At 69.5% G+C, this 18,467-nt stretch carries 15 protein-coding genes and 1 riboswitch; of the genes, 8 read left to right on the forward strand and 7 right to left on the reverse strand.

Annotated features, from left to right (window positions below; genetic code table 11):
- Positions 1 to 41 precede the first annotated feature (41 nt).
- The 3 genes from ASD25_RS15065 to ASD25_RS15075 all read right to left on the reverse strand — a co-directional run bounded on the left by ASD25_RS15065 (position 42) and on the right by ASD25_RS15075 (position 5,287).
- A complete protein-coding gene (locus tag ASD25_RS15065; RefSeq protein WP_056618331.1) occupies positions 42 to 1,886 on the reverse strand; it encodes a M61 family metallopeptidase in 1,845 nt (614 codons plus the stop codon).
- Between the two features lie 67 nt (positions 1,887 to 1,953).
- The gene (gene cckA, locus ASD25_RS15070; RefSeq protein ID WP_056618333.1) at positions 1,954 to 3,984 is read right to left on the reverse strand and encodes a cell cycle histidine kinase CckA; all 2,031 of its coding nucleotides are present in this window, start codon (positions 3,982 to 3,984) and stop codon (positions 1,954 to 1,956) included.
- A 211-nt stretch (positions 3,985 to 4,195) separates the two neighbouring features.
- Entirely contained in the window at positions 4,196 to 5,287 is a 1,092-nt protein-coding gene (locus ASD25_RS15075) for a Glu/Leu/Phe/Val dehydrogenase (RefSeq protein ID WP_056618334.1), read from the reverse strand.
- A 176-nt stretch (positions 5,288 to 5,463) separates the two neighbouring features.
- Between ASD25_RS15075 and ASD25_RS15080 the strand changes: the two genes are divergently transcribed.
- Positions 5,464 to 5,655: a hypothetical protein gene (locus ASD25_RS15080; RefSeq protein ID WP_156389331.1), complete on the forward strand. Its 192-nt coding sequence runs from the start codon at positions 5,464 to 5,466 to the stop codon at positions 5,653 to 5,655.
- Between the two features lie 41 nt (positions 5,656 to 5,696).
- Here the strand turns inward: ASD25_RS15080 and ASD25_RS15085 are convergent, their stop codons facing one another.
- Genes ASD25_RS15085 through ASD25_RS15095 form a run of 3 tightly spaced genes read right to left on the reverse strand, consistent with a single transcriptional unit; the run spans position 5,697 to position 7,604 of the window.
- Positions 5,697 to 6,695 (reverse strand): alpha/beta fold hydrolase, encoded by a 999-nt coding sequence (locus ASD25_RS15085; protein WP_056618337.1) that lies wholly within the window; start codon positions 6,693 to 6,695, stop codon positions 5,697 to 5,699.
- Positions 6,692 to 7,300, reverse strand: a complete 609-nt coding sequence (locus ASD25_RS15090) for a uracil-DNA glycosylase family protein (RefSeq protein WP_056618338.1) — start codon at positions 7,298 to 7,300, stop codon at positions 6,692 to 6,694. The genes ASD25_RS15085 and ASD25_RS15090 overlap by 4 nt, the downstream gene beginning before the upstream one ends.
- Positions 7,284 to 7,604, reverse strand: a complete 321-nt coding sequence (locus tag ASD25_RS15095) for a DUF3253 domain-containing protein (RefSeq protein WP_056619181.1) — start codon at positions 7,602 to 7,604, stop codon at positions 7,284 to 7,286. The genes ASD25_RS15090 and ASD25_RS15095 overlap by 17 nt, the downstream gene beginning before the upstream one ends.
- Positions 7,605 to 7,687: 83 nt before the next feature.
- On the opposite strand from ASD25_RS15095, the gene ASD25_RS15100 reads away from it, so the two are divergent.
- A complete protein-coding gene (locus tag ASD25_RS15100) occupies positions 7,688 to 8,122 on the forward strand; it encodes a PaaI family thioesterase (protein WP_056618341.1) in 435 nt (144 codons plus the stop codon).
- Between the two features lie 6 nt (positions 8,123 to 8,128).
- Here ASD25_RS15100 and ASD25_RS15105 read toward each other — a convergent pair whose 3' ends face one another.
- Entirely contained in the window at positions 8,129 to 8,743 is a 615-nt protein-coding gene (locus ASD25_RS15105; protein WP_082572432.1) for a TetR/AcrR family transcriptional regulator, read from the reverse strand.
- A gap of 104 nt (positions 8,744 to 8,847) precedes the next feature.
- Here ASD25_RS15105 and ASD25_RS15110 point away from each other — a divergent pair, with 104 nt between their 5' ends.
- From ASD25_RS15110 to ASD25_RS15135, 6 genes are all read left to right on the forward strand, one after another.
- Positions 8,848 to 10,047, forward strand: a complete 1,200-nt coding sequence (locus tag ASD25_RS15110) for an efflux RND transporter periplasmic adaptor subunit (RefSeq protein ID WP_056618344.1) — start codon at positions 8,848 to 8,850, stop codon at positions 10,045 to 10,047.
- Between the two features lie 7 nt (positions 10,048 to 10,054).
- Complete coding sequence (locus ASD25_RS15115) at positions 10,055 to 13,309, forward strand: efflux RND transporter permease subunit (protein WP_056618348.1); 3,255 nt, start codon at positions 10,055 to 10,057, stop codon at positions 13,307 to 13,309.
- Complete coding sequence (locus ASD25_RS15120) at positions 13,309 to 14,742, forward strand: TolC family protein (protein WP_056618351.1); 1,434 nt, start codon at positions 13,309 to 13,311, stop codon at positions 14,740 to 14,742. The genes ASD25_RS15115 and ASD25_RS15120 overlap by 1 nt, the downstream gene beginning before the upstream one ends.
- Before the next feature lie 65 nt (positions 14,743 to 14,807).
- Positions 14,808 to 14,929: riboswitch (SAM riboswitch) on the forward strand.
- Positions 14,930 to 15,033: 104 nt separating this feature from the next.
- On the forward strand, positions 15,034 to 16,017 hold the full coding sequence (locus ASD25_RS15125; RefSeq protein WP_082572434.1) for a homoserine O-succinyltransferase: 984 nt from the start codon (positions 15,034 to 15,036) through the stop codon (positions 16,015 to 16,017).
- Positions 16,014 to 17,204, forward strand: coding sequence for a cystathionine gamma-synthase (gene metB, locus ASD25_RS15130; RefSeq protein ID WP_056618356.1), 1,191 nt, complete (start codon positions 16,014 to 16,016; stop codon positions 17,202 to 17,204). The genes ASD25_RS15125 and metB overlap by 4 nt, the downstream gene beginning before the upstream one ends.
- Before the next feature lie 9 nt (positions 17,205 to 17,213).
- Positions 17,214 to 18,440, forward strand: a complete 1,227-nt coding sequence (locus tag ASD25_RS15135) for a homoserine dehydrogenase (protein WP_056618357.1) — start codon at positions 17,214 to 17,216, stop codon at positions 18,438 to 18,440.
- Positions 18,441 to 18,467 lie beyond the last annotated feature (27 nt).

Below are 18,467 nucleotides of genomic sequence, written 5' to 3' on the forward strand. Positions count from 1 at the left end.
CGCGACCCGCTTGGCAAGGCGGGCGCGGTCAGCCGGCGGTGCTATTGCGTCGCGGCTCCCAGCCAGGCCTCGCGGAGGGCCAGTTGGTCGGCGCTGACCTGCCCCCCGGCGGTTTCGGTGCGGACAAGCTCGATCGCCGGATCGTTGGCGAACCGTAGACGGGCGCTGCGTTCGATGCCGCGCTGGATGAAGCGGATGTCGGCTTCCTCGCCGGGTCGGCCTTGCTGAAGCGCCCGGTCCCAGGCCGCCTGGCTGTCGATAGCCGCGCCGCCGAGGCTGACGATCTGGTCGCCGCGCTCGATCCCGGCGACGTACAGCGGAGTTCCGGGAACCGTCGCGCTCGCCAGTCTGACCACCGCGCCCGCGACCTGCAGGCGCGCAGGACCCGCCCACGCGGCAGTCGCGCTTCGGGGGCGCAGGGTCACGCCGGCCCGCGCGAGCAGAGGGGCGAAATCAGGCAGGGCGCTGCCATCCACCGAGGCGGCGAAGAAGGCGTCGGCGAAGCGGGCGTCGCGGGTGACCTCGGCCAGACCGCGACGCAGGTCGTCGGGCGTATAGGGCTTCTCGTTCGCTCCGTGGGTCCGCCACATGTGCTTCATGTAGTCGTCCAGCGTCAGACCCTCGAACCGCTCCCGCAGCGTCAGGTCCAGCGCCATCGCGATGACCGCGCCGTACGGATAGTAGGAGGCGAAGATGTTGGGGTTGGTCGGATCGATGGAGGTCGCGGCGTCGGTGAAGGGCGCGCGCAGGCTCATGTCCCGGGGCGAACCGTACTGACGCGCCGGCGAGTTCAGGATGAAGTCGAGCTGGCCGCCCATCTCCTCGAGGAAGCCATCGACGGTCGACTCGCCCGCGCGGCGGATAGCCAGCGGGCCGTAGTAGCTGGTGAAGCCCTCGGCGAACCAGAGCGAGGGCGTCGGATTGGCGCGGGTGAAGTCGAAGGGTTCGAGCTCGTCGGGGCGGATCCGCTCGACGTTCCACGAATGGAAATACTCATGGCTCAGGGTGCCGAGCTGGTCGAAGTTGGCATCCTTGAAGGAGCGGGTGTCAGTGATGATGGTCGAGTTGCGGTGCTCCATGCCGTCGCCGCTGACGTGGGGCAGGTAGTCGGCGAGGAAGGTGTAGGTCCCGAAATCGTAGTCAGGCACGTCGCCGAAGATCGCGATCTGCTGGGCGACGACCTTGCGCGCCTTCTCGGCGAAGGTGTCGGCCTCGGCCGCCGTGCCCGCGTGGTGGACGGCGATGCGGATGGTGCGCGGCGTCCCCGCGTCGTCGACCTGCCATTCCCGGACCATGTGGTCGCTGAGCTCGGTCGGGCTGTCCATCAGGTACTGGAGGTTGGGGGCGGCGAAGGTGTTGGCCTCGGCTGTCGGTCGCAGCTGGGAGGCGACCCTCCATGAAGGGTCGAAGGGGTGGAAGGTCAGGGTGGCGGGACGGTCGTCCTGACCGCGCGCCCACATCAGGGTGGCGGGCATGTTCAGGTGGGCGTGGGTGGCGTCGATCTGGGAATAGGTGCCGTCCGCCCGGTCCGCATACAGGGTGTAGGTCAGGCTGACCGTCCCGTCGTGACCGCCGACGGTCCAGCCGTAGGGATCGGTCCGATCGACCGTCAGGGGGCGGCCGGCGCCGTCGACGGCGGAGACCGAATAGACGTTCTTGGCGAACTCGTGGATGGCGTACCGGCCCGGCGATGAGCGGGACATTTCGAACCGGACGGGCGCGTGGCCCATGTCGCGGTAGGTGACGGTGATCCGCGCCTCGTGGTGGACCGCATTGGCGAAGCTGAGGTCGTAGTGGACAGGGGATCGCCCGCCCTCATCCGCCGCCGCCGCTCCGGCCGCCAGCAGGATCGCCGCGCCGATCAGTCCGAACCCGAGTTGTCGCATTGTCGTCCCCGCACAAAAGAGGCGGGACCGTCGCTTGGGGCGCCCGGGTTGGCAAGTTACGGATGGTTCAGCCTGCGTGCAGTTCCTGTTTCACTCTTTCCGCCAGCGTCTTGATGTCCAGCGGCTTGGGCAGGAAGGAGACGCCGACCTCGTCCTGCAGCAGGTCGGAGAAGTCGCTTTCGGCATAGCCCGAGATGAACAGCACGGGCGCGTCGCCCAGGAACGGCCGGGCCTTCTTCAGCAAGGCCGGCCCGTCGAGCCCGGGCATGATGACGTCCGAGATCATCATGTCGATGGTCCCGGCGTGCTGTTCGGCCAGCTCCAGCGCCTGTTCGCCGTCCTCGGCCTCGATGACCTCATAGCCGCGCTGGCGCACGGCTGCCTCGTCCTCGACGAACAGGATGCGGCCGGCGCCCGACAGGTCGCGCGGCGCCTTGGCGACCTTTTCGATCACCGGGGTTTCGGCCAGTTCGGCCTCGGCGGCCTCGGGCAGGAAGATGCGGAAGACGGCGCCGCCCTCGGGCGCGTTCGACACATTGATGTGGCCGCCGGCCTGTTCGACGATGCCGTAGACCGTGGCCAGACCCATGCCCGTGCCCTCGTTCACCGCCTTGGTGGTGAAGAAGGGTTCGAAGATCTTGTCGAGCAATTCCGGAGGCACTCCCGGGCCGCTGTCGGCCACCTCGATCAAGGCGACGGCGTCGGTCGCGGGGTTGACCCAGCCGAGGGCGCGGGCCTCGTCGGCGCTCAGGCGGGCGGTGCGGATGATGACCACGCCGGCGCCCGGTTCGACCACGCCGCGCATAGCGTCGCGGGCGTTGACGGCCAGGTTCATCACCGCCGTCTCGAGCTGGCTCTTGTCGGCCAGGACCACCGGCAGGTCGCGGCCGTAGTCGGTCTCCAGCCGCACGTCCTCGCGCAGCAGGCGGCGCAGCAGGACAGCGAACTCGCCGACCAGTTCGCCGAGATCGAGGCGCTCGCGCCGGACCGTCGACTTGCGAGAGAAAGCCAGCAGCTTGCGCACCAGATCGGCGGCGCGGATGGCCGTCTGGCGAATTTCGTTCAGGCCCTCGTAGGAGGGATCGCCGACGGGATGGCGCTCCAGCAGGCCCGACAGCTGCAGCTGGATGGCGGTCAGCAGGTTGTTGAAGTCGTGAGCCACGCCGCCGGCCAGCTGGCCCACGGCCTGCATCTTCTGGGCCTGCGACAGCTGCAGCTCCATGGACTTCTGGGCCGAGACGTCGAACAGCCAGATGCGCCGCTTGTCGCCCTCGGGCGCGACGTAGAGGTGCAGCATCTTGTCCGGCCAGGCGCGGGCGATCAGTTCGATCGGGCCTGACGAGCCGGCGTCCAGTCGGGCGCGGGCCTCGGTGACGAGGGCGGGATCGAACAGATGGCCGAAGGCGGCGTCGCGGGCGGCGGCGGGGCCGGTCAGGACCGACAGGGCGGCGTTGGCCTCCTCGACCTTGCCGGCGAACAGGTCCTCGGCGGCGATGACGGCCGAGCCGAAGGGGGCGCCGGCGGCCATGGCGCGGCTCTCGACGGCGTTGGAGATCGTGGCGGGACGGCTGGTCGTCGCGGAGCCCACGGGCAGGACGGCCTCGGGCGCGGCGCGGACGAGGAACCGGCCCTCGCCGGCGGCGCCGATCAGCACCTCCTGCTCGCGCTCGCCGATGACGACGATGGCGCGGCCCTGTTCCCCGGCCCGGGCCTGGGCGAAGGCCATGTAGAGGGCGGAGGCGGACTTGCCCTTGGGCAGGGCGGTGGTCGCGCCGTTGGCCTCGGCCCATGCGCCGTTGAAAGCCAGCACCTGGCCGGTCGCCCAGACCAGGGCGGCGGGCTCGGCCATGGCGTCCAGCAGGTCGACGGCGGCGTCGCCCATCGGCTGGCGGGACTCGCCGCGGGTGAAGGAGAACAGGCCGATGAGGGCCACGGCTCCCACGGTGAAGATCAGCACCAGCCCCGGCGCGCTCATGGGATCGGAGCGGAAGGCGGGATAGGCGAGCGCGCCGACAGCCACGACAAACCCGACCGCCATCAGCAACAGCAGCGGGTCGAAAGCTTTGGCCGGCGGTGCGGTCCTGGGGATTGCGGTCATGTCGCCTCGGCCCGAATCAGAAGGGCGGTTCCGGCGATAGTGGGCCGGATGCCCCCGGGGCGCGAATCCGGGGGATCGAGGAAAAAAACAGTCTCATGAGTCTCATGAGTCTCATCCGCCCGATCGCCGGGCCCAGCCGCGGCGCCGATCACCGCAGACTAGACCGACGGTACGTCAATTCCGGACGTAGGCCGCCTGCCCTCGCGGGAAATTACGCCGCCTTGCGCTGTTCGGCCTTCTGGTCGCGGGCGGCGTTGATGCGAGCCTCGGCGATGGCGTCGGCGATCTCGTGGGTCGGGCGCTTTTCGGCAGCCGAACGATCGAGAACTTCCTCGAAGGTTTCCATCAGGCGCGACAGCTTGGTCTCGACCCAGGCCGGGTCGTAGGCGCTGTTGGTCTGGCGGGCGCGCAGTTCCGAGGCGACGTTGATGATGCCGCCGCCGTTGACGACGTAGTCGGGGGCGTAAAGCACGCCGCGCTCGAACAGCGTCTGGCCGATGTCGGGGGTGGCCAGCTGGTTGTTGGCGGCGCCGACCACGGCCTTGACAGTCAGGCGGTCGAGGGTCTGCGGGTTCAGCGTCGCGCCGAGGGCGCAGGGCGCATAGATGTCGGCCTTGACGTCATAGATGGCGTCGGGAGCCACGATCTCGGCGTTGGTGCGGGCGGCGACCTCGGCCAGCAGGGCCGTGTTGACGTCCGTCATGATCAGCTTGGCGCCGGCTGCGTACAGCTTGTCGGCCAGATAGCCGCCGACGTGGCCGATGCCCTGGACCGACACGGTCAGGCCGGTCAGATCGTCCTGGTTCCACAGGCGTCTGGCGGCCAGCAGGGTCGAGCGGAACACGCCCTCAGCGGTCACCGGCGACGGGTCGCCCGAGGCTTCCGGACCGTCGGACAGGCCCAGCACATAGGGGGTGACCTTGCGGGCTTCGGCGATGTCGGCGACCGACACGCCGACGTCTTCCGCCGCGTAATAGATGCCGCCCAGCGTATCGACCGCGCGGCCGAAGGCGCGGAACAGCTCGGGGGTTTTCTGGGTCTTGGAGTCGCCGATGATGACCGACTTGCCGCCGCCCATTTCGAGATCCGCGACGGCGTTCTTGTAGCTCATGCCGCGCGACAGGCGCAGGACATCCTCGAGCGCCTCGGCGCTGGACGCGTAGTTCCACATCCGGGTGCCGCCGACGGCCGGGCCGCGGGCGGTCGAGTGAACAGCGATAATCGCGCGCAGGCCGGTCTTTTCATCAAAGACAGCGTGAACGCCTTCGTGGTTCGCGAAGGACGGGGAATCAAACAGCGTCATGCTCACTTGAGCGTCTCCCGGGGTGTTTTTTTGTTGGGCGGGTGCTTACGCCCCGGCGCTTAACACCGCAAGCATGGCGGTTTCGAGACTGGAGAAGGGCGGCCGGCCTTACCGATCGTTCACTGGACAGCCTGCGCGCGCCCCGACACGGCTGGTTGAGGTTGAGGGAGGCGATGATGAGAAGAATTGCGTTGGCGGCGTTTGCACTGGCGACGGGGATGCTCCTCGCATCGTGCGGAGAGCCGAGAAACGAGGTTTCCGTCAAGGTCGAGACGGAGGACGGGCGCAGCGCGGAAGTGCGCGAAGAGGTCAGTCCCGAGCAGGCGGCTGCCGTGAAAGATCAGTTGCGCGAGAAGACCGGACAGTAGGGGATCCTGAGGCGGCTGCGGATCAGCGGCCGGCGGCGTTGTCACCGTGTCGCAAGAGACGGCAGCACTTCGGTTGCGCCTGAAGGAAGAGGCGCAGCCGCGTCCCTGAGCCAGACCTCAATGTCGCGATAGACGGTCTCGGCCTGCAGGTCCCGGTTCAGGATGTGCCAGCCGTCCGGATAGAAGGCCGTGCGGAAGCCGGGCCGCTCGCCCGCCCTTGCCAGCGCCGCGCGCATCGGGGCTTTCCGGATCACGTTGTCGTGGCCGCCGTACAGCAGCAGCGTGGGCGCGCGGATGTCGCCGATGTGCAGCGAGGCCTGCTCCATCAGATCCACCAGACCGTAGAGGGCGTCGAACCGCGTCGGCAGGATGCTGTTGGGATCGCGGCCGTTGCGGATCAGTTCGACGCGGTTATCCGAGGCCGGAAGATCCTTCACGGCCCATTCGGGCGCGCCGACGGCCCGGTCGCCCATGGCGCGGGCGGCGACCCACAGGCCGGCGGAATTGACAGGCCCCTGCGCCGTCCAGCCCCAGACCGCCGGAGCCAGAAGAATGACGCGGTCCGCGGCCGGCGGGCGGTCCGAACCGAAGGCGGCGACGGCGACCGCCCCGCCCATGCTCTCCCCGGCGACGGCGATCAGCGCGCGCGGGTGACGCGCCCGGGCCAGGGCGACGGCTGTGCGCAGGTCTTCGGTCATCCGCGCCTCACCCGCCCAGACGCCGCGGCCTGGCGCCTCGCCGAAGCCGCGCTGATCGACCGCCCAGGTCTCGATGCCCCGCTCGGCCCACCAGGGTCCGGCGAGGCGGAAGGAGGCGCGGCTGTCGTTCATGCCGTGGAGGCCGACGATGACGGCCCATGGCTCGCCGTCCGGGGTCCAGCGGGCGAGAGGCAGACGCGCGCCGTCGTCCATGAGCAGGGTGCGGGCCTCAAGCGCGGGTCCGGCGAAACCGGGCGGCGGGGTCATGTGAGGCTGGATGGCGGGCGTGGCGCAGGCCGCGAGGGTCAGGACGACGGACAGGACGGCCAGTGCACGGATCATGGTGTCAGGATGCCACGCACCCGGTCGCGCAGGTAGGGCACGACTTCTTCCTCGAACCACGGGTTCTTCCGCAGCCAGGCCGTATTGCGCCATGACGGATGCGGCATCGGCAGGATCGACGGGGCGTAGTCGCGCCACGACCGGACGGTCTCGGTCATGTTGATCTTCGCACGGTCCCCAAGCGCCCAGACCTGGGCGTAGCCGCCGACCAGCAGGGTCAGCTCGACGCCCGGCAGTTCCGCGAGGAGCTGCGGCCGCCACAGCTCGGCGCAACGGCGCGGGGGCGGATAGTCGCCGCCCTTCGGGGCCGTGCCGGGATAGCAGAAGGCCTGGGCCGCCACGCCCAGCCGGTGGTCGGCGTAGAAGGTCTCGTAGTCGACGCCCATCCACTGGCGCAGCCGGTCGCCCGACGGATCGGTGAACGGCAGACCGCTCTCGTGCACGCGTCGGCCGGGCGCCTGGCCGCAGATCAGCAGCCGCGTTTCGGGAAAGACGCGGACCACCGGTCGCGGCGTATGCGGAAGATGGCCGAGGCAGGCCCGGCAGGCGCGGATGTCTGAAAGGACGGCCTCAAGACCGTCCGACTGATCAGGCGAAGTCGTCATCGTCCTCGACGACGGGCGGCAGGGCCGCCAGCGCCGCCGCGGTCTCGGCCTCGGTCGGCAGGCGCAGGCGGATCACGCCCTTGAAGGCGTTGGGATCAATCGCCTTGCCCTTCTTGGTGACGGTCAGCTTGCCCTGACGCATCAGGCCCAGCGCGCAGTGCCGCACCTTGGGCAGCATCCGCTGCCACTGCTCGGGCTGCAGTTCCTTGGCTACGTCAGCCGGTTCGATGCTCTTGCCGCCGACGCCCTTGGGGTCGGCCTTCGCCAGTTTTTCGAAGATGGCGGTTTCGATGGGGTCGCTCATCAGGCCTGTATGGTGCATTGCGGGATCAGAAAGAAGGCGCCCGGCTAAAGTAGCGCGCCGCGCGGCAGCCAAAGAGGACGTCCATGGTTCAGAAAGTGACTGTCGCCGAGGGCGAGTTCGCCGGCTGGCAGATGTACGATCTGCACGGCACCTTCGATCAGGTGGTGGGGCCGTTCTACTTCAAGCCGGACCCCGACGGACGGATGCGCTGCGCCTTCCGCGCCGAGCCCAAGCATATGAACGCGGGCCACCGGATGCATGGCGGCTGTCTGATGACCTTCGCCGACATCTCGCTGTTCCAGACCGCCTATCAGGAGATGGAGGGCGCCTCCGGGGTGACGGTGTCGCTGGATTCGACCTTCATCGACGGCGCGTATGAGGGCGAACTGGTGGAGTCGACGGGCGAGGTCGTCCGGGCCGGCAAGAGCCTGATCTTCGTCCGCGGCCAGATCACCACGGGAGACCGGATCCTGATGACCTATTCGGGCGTGATCCGGAAGTTCGAGAAGCGCAGCTGACGCCGGTCAGTCGTCGATGATGGTCTGAAGGATGACGCCCATTCGCGCCGCCATCCGTTCGCACTCCTCGGGCGTCAGCCCGAAGCCGGCGGTGATCTCGCGGCTGACGGCCATGCCCATGATGGTCGCCGCGGCGAGGCGCGCCCGAACCGCGGCGTCCTCTCCGCCGACCCAGGCGGCGAAGGGATCGAAGAAGCTCTCGCTGCCTCTCTTCTGAACCAGGTCCATAGCCTTGGCCGACCCGACCGAGCGCAACATGATCAGCAGGCTCTTGAGCTTGCCTTCGTTACGCCGCTCGAAAATGACTTCACGGGCGACGCGACGCCCGAAGTCTGCGCGGTCGCCGTCCATGAGCTCGGTCCCGTTGGAGCAGCTGTCCAGAACCGCGGTGAATAGGTCTTCCTTCGAGCCGAAGTAGCGCGAGACGAGGGCCGCATCCACTCCAACGTCCCCGGCGATGTCACGCATGCCCACGTCGTCGTAGCTTTCACGTGAAAAGCGCTCGAGCGCGGCCGTCAGTATGGCGGCGCGAGTCGCCTCGGCATTCCGGGGCCGGGGCGCGACGTGGCAAAACAATTCGTGATCTCCGCAATAGCCCCAAAATGCATATGGCTTTGTCATCCGCCGTTGACAAGCGAAACCGCGATCACCATTAAGTCACCGGGCGTTGACTACCGGCTTCCTCCCCGTTCGCCGCGTCGACAAAGACAGGGATCTACCTTCCGATGCGAACCGCGAAGATCGTGGCCGCGGCCGTCCTTATGACGACCGTGCTCTATGGCTGCTCACAGAAAAGCGAAGCCCAGGCGCCGCCCGCGCCCGCCGTCACCGTCGCCGTGCCGCTCGTGCGCGCCGTGCAGGACTGGGATGAATTCACCGGCCGGTTCGAGGCGACCCAGTCGGTCGAGGTGCGCGCTCGCGTCGGCGGCTACATCTCGGGCGTCCACTTCCGCGACGGCGACTATGTGCGGCGCGGCCAGCTGCTGTTCACCCTTGATCCGCGCCCGGCGCAGGCGGCCCTTGCCTCGGCCCGCGCCCAGCTGGCGCAGGCGCAGGCGCAGATCAGTCTGGCCCAGAGCGAACTGACCCGTTCGGAAACCCTGCTGGCCTCGCAGGCCGTCTCGCAGGCCGAGGTCGACACCCGCCGCGCCAATCTGATGACGGCCCGCGCCGCCATCGCTTCCGCCAACGCCAATGTCCGCGCCCGCCAGCTGGATCTTGAGTTCACACGCGTCACCGCCCCGATCTCGGGCCGCGTCTCGGACCGCCGCGTCGATGCCGGCAACCTCGTCGGCGGCGGATCGTCGGCCGCCGATGTCCTGACCACCGTGGTCTCCAGCGCGCCGATCCACTTCGTCTTCGACGGCTCCGAAGCCGTGCTGCTGAAATACCAGCGGCAGGCCCGCAACGGCGCCGCGCCGATCCAGGTGCGGCTGCAGGACGAGAGCGACTTCAACCGCTCGGGCACGCTCGATTTCACCGACAACGCCGTGGACACCGCCTCGGGCGTGATCCGGCTGCGGGCGGTGATCCCCAACGCCGACGGCTTCCTCAAGCCCGGCATGTTCGGTCAGGCCCGTCTGGCCGGAGCCGGGACGTACAACGCCATGCTGGTGCCCGACGCCGCCATCGCCACCGATCAGGCCCGGCGCATCGTCTATGTCGTCGCCGCCGACGGTTCGGTCGCGCCCAAGGCGGTGCAGCTGGGGCCGCTGGTCGATGGTCTGCGCGTGATCCGCTCGGGGCTGGCTCCGACCGACCGCGTCATCATCAACGGCGTCCAGCGCATCCAGGCGCCGGGCATGAAGGTGAAGGCCACGAACGGCCAGATCCGCGCCGTCGCGACGCCGCAAGCCGCGCCGATGACCACGACCGCCCCGGCCTCCAGCGCCACCTTCGCCAACAGCCTGTCGTCGGGCGACTGAGCCCGTCATGAACATCTCACGCTTCTTCATCGACCGGCCGATCTTCGCGGCCGTGATCGCGGTGTTCATCACCCTGATGGGGGTGTTCGCCTATCCGCTGCTGCCGCTGTCGCAGTATCCGGAGATCGCGCCGCCCACGATCACCATCAACACCGCCTACCCCGGCGCCTCGGCCGAGACCGTCGCCGAGACCGTCGCCGCGCCGATCGAGCAGGAGGTCAACGGCGTCGAGGGCATGCTGTACCTGTCGTCCTCGTCCACCTCGGACGGGACGGTGTCGGTCACCGTGACCTTCAACCCGGGCACCGATCTGGATGCGGCGCAGGTGCTGGTCCAGAACCGCGTCGCCCTGGCCGAACCGCGCCTGCCCGAGCAGGTCCGCCAGATCGGCGTGACCGTGAACAAGCAGGAGAGCGGCTTCCTGATGATCCTGGGGCTGACGTCCCCGGACAAGTCGCTGGATAACGACTACGTCGGCAACTACGCCAACTCGACGCTGCGGGACCGCCTGCTGCGGGTCGACGGCGTGGGCGCGGTGCAGGTCTTCGGCGGCGGCAACTATTCGATGCGGGTCTGGATCGATCCGGCCAAGGCCGCCGCGCGCGGCCTGACCGGACCAGACATCGTCGCCGCCCTGCGCGCCCAGAACGTGCAGGCCGCGGCCGGCGCCATCGGCCAGCCGCCCTTCGCCACCAACGCCGCGGCCTTCCAGCTGCCGGTGCAGGTGCAGGGCCGCCTGTCCGATCCCGACCAGTTCAGCGACATCGTCATCAAGACGGACGCCGAAGGCCGCGTCACCCGCGTCCGCGACGTCGCGCGCGTCCAGCTGGGCGCGCAGGATTACGGCATCAAGGGCTTCTTCGACGGCCAGCAGGGCGTCGGCATCGCCATCATTCAGCAGCCGGGCGCCAATGCGCTGGGCACCGCTGACCGCGTCATGGAAGAGATCGAGGCTTTCAAGGCCGACCTGCCCCAGGGCATGGACGTGTCCATCGCCTATAACCCGACCGAGTTCGTCGCGGCCTCGGTCGAGTCCGTGCAGCACACCCTGATCGAGGCCGTGCTTCTGGTCGTGCTGGTGGTCATCGTCTTCCTGCAGACCTGGCGCGCGGCGATCATCCCGATCGTGGCCATTCCGGTGGCGCTGGTGGCGACCTTCGCCGTCCAGCTGATGCTCGGCTATTCGATCAACTCACTCAGCCTCTTCGCCCTCGTGCTCGCCGTCGGCATCGTCGTCGACGACGCCATCGTCGTGGTCGAGAACGTGGAGCGCTACATCCGTCAGGGACTGACGCCCAAGGAGGCCGCCTACCGCTCCATGCAGGAGGTGTCCGGCGCCCTGATCTCGATTGGACTGGTGCTGGTTTCGGTGTTCGTGCCGACGATGTTCGTGCCGGGCATTCCAGGCATCTTCTACCGCGAGTTCGCCATCGTCATCACCACGGCCTCGGTGGTGTCGCTGCTGGTGTCCCTGACCCTGTCGCCGGCCATGGCCGCCCTGCTGCTGAAGCCGCACAAGGAACACGACAACGTCCGCAAACCGGGCGTCTGGGGCTCTCTCACCTACTACGGCGGCTATGCGGGCCGTAAGTTCAACGAGGGCTTCGACTGGCTGTCCGAGAAGTACGGCCGGCTGACTGCGCGGCTGGTGCGGACCGTCGGCATCGTGCTGATCGTCTACGCCTGCCTTCTGGGTCTGACCGGCTGGCGTCTGATGGACACCCCGTCCGGCTTCATCCCGGAGCAGGACCAGGGCTTCCTGATCGGCGTCATCCAGCTGCCCCCCGGCGCCTCGCTTGAGCGGACCGAGGCGGTGATGACCCGCGCCTCGAACATCATCAAGGGCACGGACGGCGTCGAGGGCATGGTCGCCTTCGCCGGTCTGGATGGCTCCAGCTTCTCGTTCGGCTCCAACGCCGCGACCATCTTCGTCCGCCTCGACGCCTTCAAGGAACGCAAGTCGGCTGAACAGGCCGCCGCGGCCCTGGCCGGGGCCATCACCGGCGCCACCATGGGCATCGAGGACGCCAATATCTTCGTCATCGCCCCGCCCGCGGTTCAGGGCCTGGGCAACGGCAACGGCTTCCAGATGATGGTGCAGGACCGCTCCGGCGCCGGCTACCGTCCGCTGGAAGGCGCGACCTTCGCCATGATGGGCGCCGCCGCCCAGGCGCCCGATCAGGTCCAGCAGGTCTTCTCGACCTACAACACCGGCTCGCCGCGCATCGCCGCCGACGTGGATCGCGACAAGGCCCTGATGATGGGCGTCCAGCCGTCGGACGTGTTCAACACGCTGGGTGTCTATCTGGGCTCGTCCTACGTCAACGACTTCAACTTCCTGGGTCGCACCTTCCGGGTGACGGCGCAGGCGGAGCCGACGGCTCGCGACGACATCGCCGACATCGCCAATCTCAAGACCCGCTCAGCCTCGGGCGCCATGGTGCCGATCGGATCGGTCGCCAACCTGCGCGAGGACTCCGGCCCGTCCCGGATCGTGCGCTATAACCTGTTCCCGGCTTCCGAGCTTCAGGGACAGGCCGCTGCGGGCGTCTCGTCCGGTCAGGCGATCGCATCCATGGAGCAGCTGGCCGAGGCCACCCTGCCCCCGGGCTTCTCCTACGAATGGACCGGGCTGGCGCTGCAGGAGAAGCAGTCGTCCGGCGGCGCGACCGTGGTGTTCATCATGGCCGTGGTCTTCGTCTTCCTCGTGCTGGCGGCCCAGTATGAGGCCTTCACCCTGCCGCTGGCGGTCGTGCTGATCGTGCCGATGTGCATCCTGGCGGCCATGATCGGGGTCAACATCCGCGGTCTGGACAACAACATCCTCGTCCAGGTCGGACTGGTGGTGCTGATCGCCCTGGCGGCCAAGAACGCGATCCTGATCGTGGAATTCGCCAAACAGGCGGAGGAGGAACAGGGGCTGAGCCGCTGGGATGCAGCCGTTCAGGCGGCGCGTATCCGTCTGCGTCCCATCCTGATGACCTCGTTCGCCTTCATCTTCGGCGTCGTGCCACTGATGCTGGCCACGGGGCCGGGCGCCGAGATGCGTCAGTCGCTGGGCACCGCCGTCTTCTCCGGCATGCTGGGCGTGACCTTCTTCGGCCTGATCTTCACCCCCGTCTTCTACGTCATCAGCCGCTGGGCGGCGTCGAAGATCCCGCAGTCGCCGAAGAAGGACCCGACTGTCCCGACCACCGACGGCTTCCCCGCCCACGATCGGCCCGACGCCCTGCCAGCGACCCCCCGGTCCGGAGACGCCTGATGAAGACCCTACCCCCCATTCGGATCCTGACCGCAACCGCCTTCGCCGCGCTCGCGCTGGCGTCGTGCGCGGTCGGGCCGGGGGCGCCCGACGCCACCCTTCCCCCCTCGGCGTCGGGCGCCTTCGTCGGGGCCGCCACCCCCGCCGTGACCGCTGATGCGGCGCGCGACGACTGGTGGCGGCTCTATGACGACCCGACGCTGGACGGCCTGATCCTTCAGGCCCTGACCGAGAACAACGAGCTGGAGGCCGCCGCCGCAAATCTGCGTCGCGTCCGCGCGGCGCTCGGCGAGGCGCGGGTCGGCCTGCTGCCCTCGACCACGGTCGGCGCCACGGGCCAGTACGGCCGCGCCTCGGCCGCCACGGTTCCCGGCGGCAACGGCGGCCAGCCGCTGGACGAGGGCGAGCAGTACGATGTCGGTCTGGACGTCGCCTATGAGATCGACCTGTTCGGCCGCGTCAGCAGCTCGATCCGCGCGGCCGGGGCCGATGCAGACGCCGCCGCCGCCGCGCTGGAAGTCGTGCAGGTTTCGGTCGCCGCCGAGACCGCGCGCGCCTACGCCGACGCCTGTTCGGCCAACGCCTCCATCGCCGTGGCCGAGCGCAATATCGCGCTGCAGACCGACACTGCCCAGCTGACCGAGCGCCTGCTGGCGGCCGGCTCGGGCAATGGTCTGGACGTGGCGCGCGCCCGTTCGACGCTGCAGACGACGCGGGCCATTCTGTCCCCCCTGCGGGCCCAGCGCGACGGCGCCCTGTTCCGGCTGGCGACCCTGACGGGGCGCACCCCGGCCGAGGCCAGCGAAGCGGCCCGCGCCTGCGCCCGGCCGCCCCAGCTGTCGCGTCCGATCCCGATCGGCGACGGCGCCCAGCTGCTGGCGCGCCGCCCCGACGTGCGCCGGGCCGAGCGCAATCTGGCCGCCGCCGCCGCCCGCGTGAACGTGGCCACTGCCGATCTCTACCCCCGGATCACCCTGGGCGGATCGGTCGGGTCGACGGCGCTGGACGCCGGCGATCTGGGCAGCGACTCCAGCTTCCGCTTCGGCATCGGCCCGTTGATCAGCTGGTCCTTCCCCAACGTCTTCGCCGCCCGCGCGCGGATCGAACAGGCGTCGGCGGGGTCTGATATCGCCCTGGCCAATTTCGACCAGACGGTGCTGACCGCGCTGGAGGAAACCGAGACGGCGCTGGCCAACTACGCCAACGAACTGGACCGCCGGAACGCCCTGCGCGAGGCGCGGGACCAGGCCGCGCAGGCCGTCCGCCTGTCGCGTCTGCGCTTCGACGCGGGGGCTGACAGCTTCCTGTCGGTGCTCGACGCCGAGCGGACTCTGGTCGGGACCGAGGCCCAGCTGGCCAACTCCGAAGCCCTCGTCACCACCTATCAGATCTCGCTGTTCAAGGCGCTGGCGGGCGGCTGGAGCGCGGTCTGAAGCCCTTCTTCGCATCCGCAAAAATCCGGGGTTGACGCCCCGCCCACGCTTCGCCAACGTAAGGGCACTCATCAAGACCGGCGGAGGGATAGGCCCTTTGATGCCGGGGCAACCTTCCGGGATTTCCCAATCCCGGAGATGGTGCCAACTCCTGCGAGGCGTCTTCGGAAGCCGCGAGAGATGAGTGAAGCGACGGCCCCCTCACGATCGGGGACCGGCTGACTTCACGGGTCTGTCACGCAAGGAATTGGTTCGCCCCATCGGTCTCGCTGAGCGAGACCGGAGCGGACCGTGGCGTCCATCGAAACCCTTGAAGAGACCGCCGGACGCGACGTCCACGCGCTCATCCCCCACGATTTCCGACTGGAGTCGGGTCAGCGTCTGACCGCGACGCAGGTCGTCGGGCGGCTGCATGGTGCAGGCGGCCCGCTGGTCTTCGTCGCGGGCGGCATCTCCAGCGACCGGTTCGCGACCCGCTGGTGGCCCTCGGTGGTCAAGGCGGGCGGACCCGTCGACCTGAATCGCGTCCGGGTGCTGGCTTTCGACCTGCTGCCCGGCCGCGACGAACCGGGCGTCACCATCACCACCGGCGATCAGGCGCGCCTGCTGGCCCTGCTGCTCGATGCGCTGGGCGAGCCGCGCATCGACGCCTTTGTCGGCGCCTCTTACGGCGGCTGCATCGGACTGGCCTTCGCCGCGGCCTTCCCCGAGCAGATCGGCGAACTGGCCGTCATTTCGGCCGCCCACCGGGCCCACCCGTCCGCCACCGCCGTGCGCGGGGTGCAGCGCCGGTTGCTGGCCTTCGCCCGCGATTGCGGCCGCGAGGCGGAGGGCGTCGCCCTCGCCCGCCAGCTGGCCATGACCACCTACCGCACAGCCGACGAGTTCGGCCTGCGCTTCGGCCCGACCGCGCCCGCCGGGGCGGGTGAGGCCTACCCGGTCTGCGACTATCTGATCGCCAAAGGGGCGACCTATGCCGAGGCGACCAGCGCCGACCGCTGGATCAGCCTGGCGGACTCGCTGGACCGCCACAGCATCGATCCGCGCGCCGTGCGCTGCCCCCTGACCGTGATCGCCTTTGCCTCGGACACCCTGGTCCCGATCGCCGACAGCCGCGAGCTGGCCGATCGCGCGCCGAACCTGCGCCGCCTGATCGAGGCCCCCTCGATCTTCGGCCACGACGCCTTCCTGAAGGAGCGCGAGCTGATCGGCCGCGCCCTGCACGATTTCCTCTCTCCCCTCACCGCCCTCCAGACCCGCGAGATCGCCGCATGACCGCCCCCGCCCAAAGCCACCCCTGTACGACCGCCGCCCGTCATGGCGTGAACAGCGATCCGGCGCACGGCGCGGTGATGCCGCCGCTGTATCTGTCGTCGAATTACAGCTTCGACGGCCTCGATGGAAAACGGCGCTACGACTACACGCGGTCGGGCAACCCGACCCGCGACGTGCTGGGCGAGACGCTCGCCAAACTCGAGGGCGGCTGCGGCGCGGTGGTCACCGCGACGGGCATGGCGGCGGTCGATCTGGCGCTGTTCTCGCTGGAGCCCGGCGACCTGCTGATCGCGCCGCACGACCTGTATGGCGGCACCCACCGCCTGCTGTGCGCCCGCGCCAAACGCGGCCATTTCGACGTGCAGTTCGTCGACCAGAACGACCGCGCGGCGCTGGACGCCGCCTTCGCCCTGAACCCCAAACTGATCCTGATCGAGACCCCGTCCAATCCGCTGATGAGGGTGGTGGATGTGGCCGACATCTGTGATCGCGCCCACGCCGTGGGCTGCAAGGCTGCCGTGGACAACACCTTCCTGTCGCCGGCCCTGCAACAGCCGATCGCGCTCGGCGCAGACCTCGTGATCCATTCGACCACCAAATACATCAACGGCCATTCCGACGTGGTGGGCGGCTGCGTGGTGGCGAAGGACCTGGCGGATCTGGAGCGGCTGACCTGGTGGGCCAACTGTCTGGGCGTCACCGGTTCGCCCTTCGACGCCTACCTGACCCTGCGCGGCGTCCGCACCCTGTTCGCCCGGATCGAACGGCAGCAGGCGACGGCCGGCCGGGTCGCCGAATGGCTGGCGCAGCAGCCGGCGGTGAAGGCGGTCCACTATCCGGGCCTGAAGACCCACCCGGGCCACGCCGTCGCGGCGCGGCAGCAGGCCGGCTTCGGCGCCATGCTGAGCTTCGAACTGCACGACATCGAGGCGGTCCGCGCCTTCGTGGACGGGCTGGAAGTCTTCACCCTCGCGGAATCCCTGGGCGGCGTCGAAAGCCTGATCGCCCATCCGGCGCTGATGACCCATGCCGCCATGACGCAGGAGGCGCGCGTCACCGCCGGCATCACCGACGGCCTGCTGCGGCTGTCGATCGGGCTGGAGCACCCTGAGGATTTGCTGGCCGACCTCACGACCGCCCTCGCTCTGATCCCCCACGCGGCGCCGCTCGCCGCTCAAGCCGCGTGAGGCTCTGACATGACCGCCCTGCCCCTTCCCCGCATCCCGGCCGCCGACGACGTCTCCTCCCCCGTCGCCGACGAACCGGTGGCCCTGCTGCAGCTCGATCTCTCCGATCCCGTGGAGGCCGCCTCCGCCGTGTACCGTCAGGTCCGGCGAGGCCGCCGGGTCGTCGCGGTCGCCTGCGGCGGGGCCGAAGCTCCCGCACGTCTGGCCGAGGCGCTCGACGCCATCGGCGTGCGCGCGAGCCGCCCAGTTCCGGGCGACGCCCCCCTCTGCGCCGGCGTGGCCATCGTCGCCGGGTCAGCCGCGGCGCCCGACCGCGGCGCGGCGGCGCCGGTGCGTCCGCTCCGCGTGGCCCTCGCCGGATGCGGCGTAGTGGGTGGCGGGGTCCTGCCCCGTCTGCTGTCCGATCCCCGTTTTGAGGTCGTCGGCGTTCTGGTCCGGGATCCGGCCAAGGCGCGCGACGTCGTCATTCCGGCCGGGCTCGCCCTGTCCGACCCCGCCGCCCTGCTGGCGCGCGAACCGGATGTGGTGGTCGAGGCCATCTCGGACGCCTCGACGGGTCTGGCCCTCATCCGCGCCGCCCTGTCGCGCGGCGTGGATGTGGTGAGCGCCAACAAACAGGCGGTCGGCGGCGACCTACCCGGTCTGACGGCGCTGGCCGAAAGCGCCGGCGCCCGCCTGCTCTATTCCGCCAGCGTAGGCGGCGGCGCGCCCCTGATCGAGACGGTGCGCCGCGCGGCCGCGCAGGGTAAGATCGTGCGCATCAAGGCGGTGCTGAACGGCACCTGCAACTTCATCCTCAATCGTCTGGCGGAGGGCGGCGCTTTCGATGACGCGCTGGGCGCCGCCCGGGACGCCGGCTTCGCCGAGGAGGACCCGAGCGCCGACCTGACCGGGCTGGACGCCGCCGCCAAACTGGCGATTCTCGCCTACGAAGGGTTGGGCCGGTCACTGCGGATCGAGGCCATCGCCCGCCGGAGCCTGTCGGCCGAGGCGCTTCTGCCCGCGGGCCGGGTTCGGCAGATCGCGCGGCTGGATGTCCCCTCGGGTCTCGTTGGCGTGGCCTTCGAGGCGGTCGATGGCGACGCCCTGTTCGCCGTGCTGCCCGACGAGGCAAACGCGCTGCGCGTGACGCTGGCGGACGGCCGGACCTTCACCGCGACAGGGCGCGGCGCCGGCCGTCGGCCTACAGCGGAAAGCGTCTGGGCCGATCTGGAGGATCTGATCGAGGCGGCATGACCGCCGGCTTCAACTCTCTTGCTGTCG

Source organism: Brevundimonas sp. Root1423 (genome assembly GCF_001426805.1).

What these genes read in the sequence shown, in the direction of transcription:
- ASD25_RS15065 (WP_056618331.1), bottom strand. Translation starts at nt 1,886, where the DNA reads ATGCGACAACTCGGGTTCGGACTGATCGGCGCGGCGATCCTGCTGGCG.
- cckA (WP_056618333.1), bottom strand. Translation starts at nt 3,984, where the DNA reads ATGACCGCAATCCCCAGGACCGCACCGCCGGCCAAAGCTTTCGACCCG.
- ASD25_RS15075 (WP_056618334.1), bottom strand. Translation starts at nt 5,287, where the DNA reads ATGACGCTGTTTGATTCCCCGTCCTTCGCGAACCACGAAGGCGTTCAC.
- ASD25_RS15080 (WP_156389331.1), top strand. Translation starts at nt 5,464, where the DNA reads ATGAGAAGAATTGCGTTGGCGGCGTTTGCACTGGCGACGGGGATGCTC.
- ASD25_RS15085 (WP_056618337.1), bottom strand. Translation starts at nt 6,695, where the DNA reads ATGATCCGTGCACTGGCCGTCCTGTCCGTCGTCCTGACCCTCGCGGCC.
- ASD25_RS15090 (WP_056618338.1), bottom strand. Translation starts at nt 7,300, where the DNA reads ATGACGACTTCGCCTGATCAGTCGGACGGTCTTGAGGCCGTCCTTTCA.
- ASD25_RS15095 (WP_056619181.1), bottom strand. Translation starts at nt 7,604, where the DNA reads ATGAGCGACCCCATCGAAACCGCCATCTTCGAAAAACTGGCGAAGGCC.
- ASD25_RS15100 (WP_056618341.1), top strand. Translation starts at nt 7,688, where the DNA reads ATGGTTCAGAAAGTGACTGTCGCCGAGGGCGAGTTCGCCGGCTGGCAG.
- ASD25_RS15105 (WP_082572432.1), bottom strand. Translation starts at nt 8,743, where the DNA reads ATGACAAAGCCATATGCATTTTGGGGCTATTGCGGAGATCACGAATTG.
- ASD25_RS15110 (WP_056618344.1), top strand. Translation starts at nt 8,848, where the DNA reads ATGCGAACCGCGAAGATCGTGGCCGCGGCCGTCCTTATGACGACCGTG.
- ASD25_RS15115 (WP_056618348.1), top strand. Translation starts at nt 10,055, where the DNA reads ATGAACATCTCACGCTTCTTCATCGACCGGCCGATCTTCGCGGCCGTG.
- ASD25_RS15120 (WP_056618351.1), top strand. Translation starts at nt 13,309, where the DNA reads ATGAAGACCCTACCCCCCATTCGGATCCTGACCGCAACCGCCTTCGCC.
- metB (WP_056618356.1), top strand. Translation starts at nt 16,014, where the DNA reads ATGACCGCCCCCGCCCAAAGCCACCCCTGTACGACCGCCGCCCGTCAT.
- ASD25_RS15135 (WP_056618357.1), top strand. Translation starts at nt 17,214, where the DNA reads ATGACCGCCCTGCCCCTTCCCCGCATCCCGGCCGCCGACGACGTCTCC.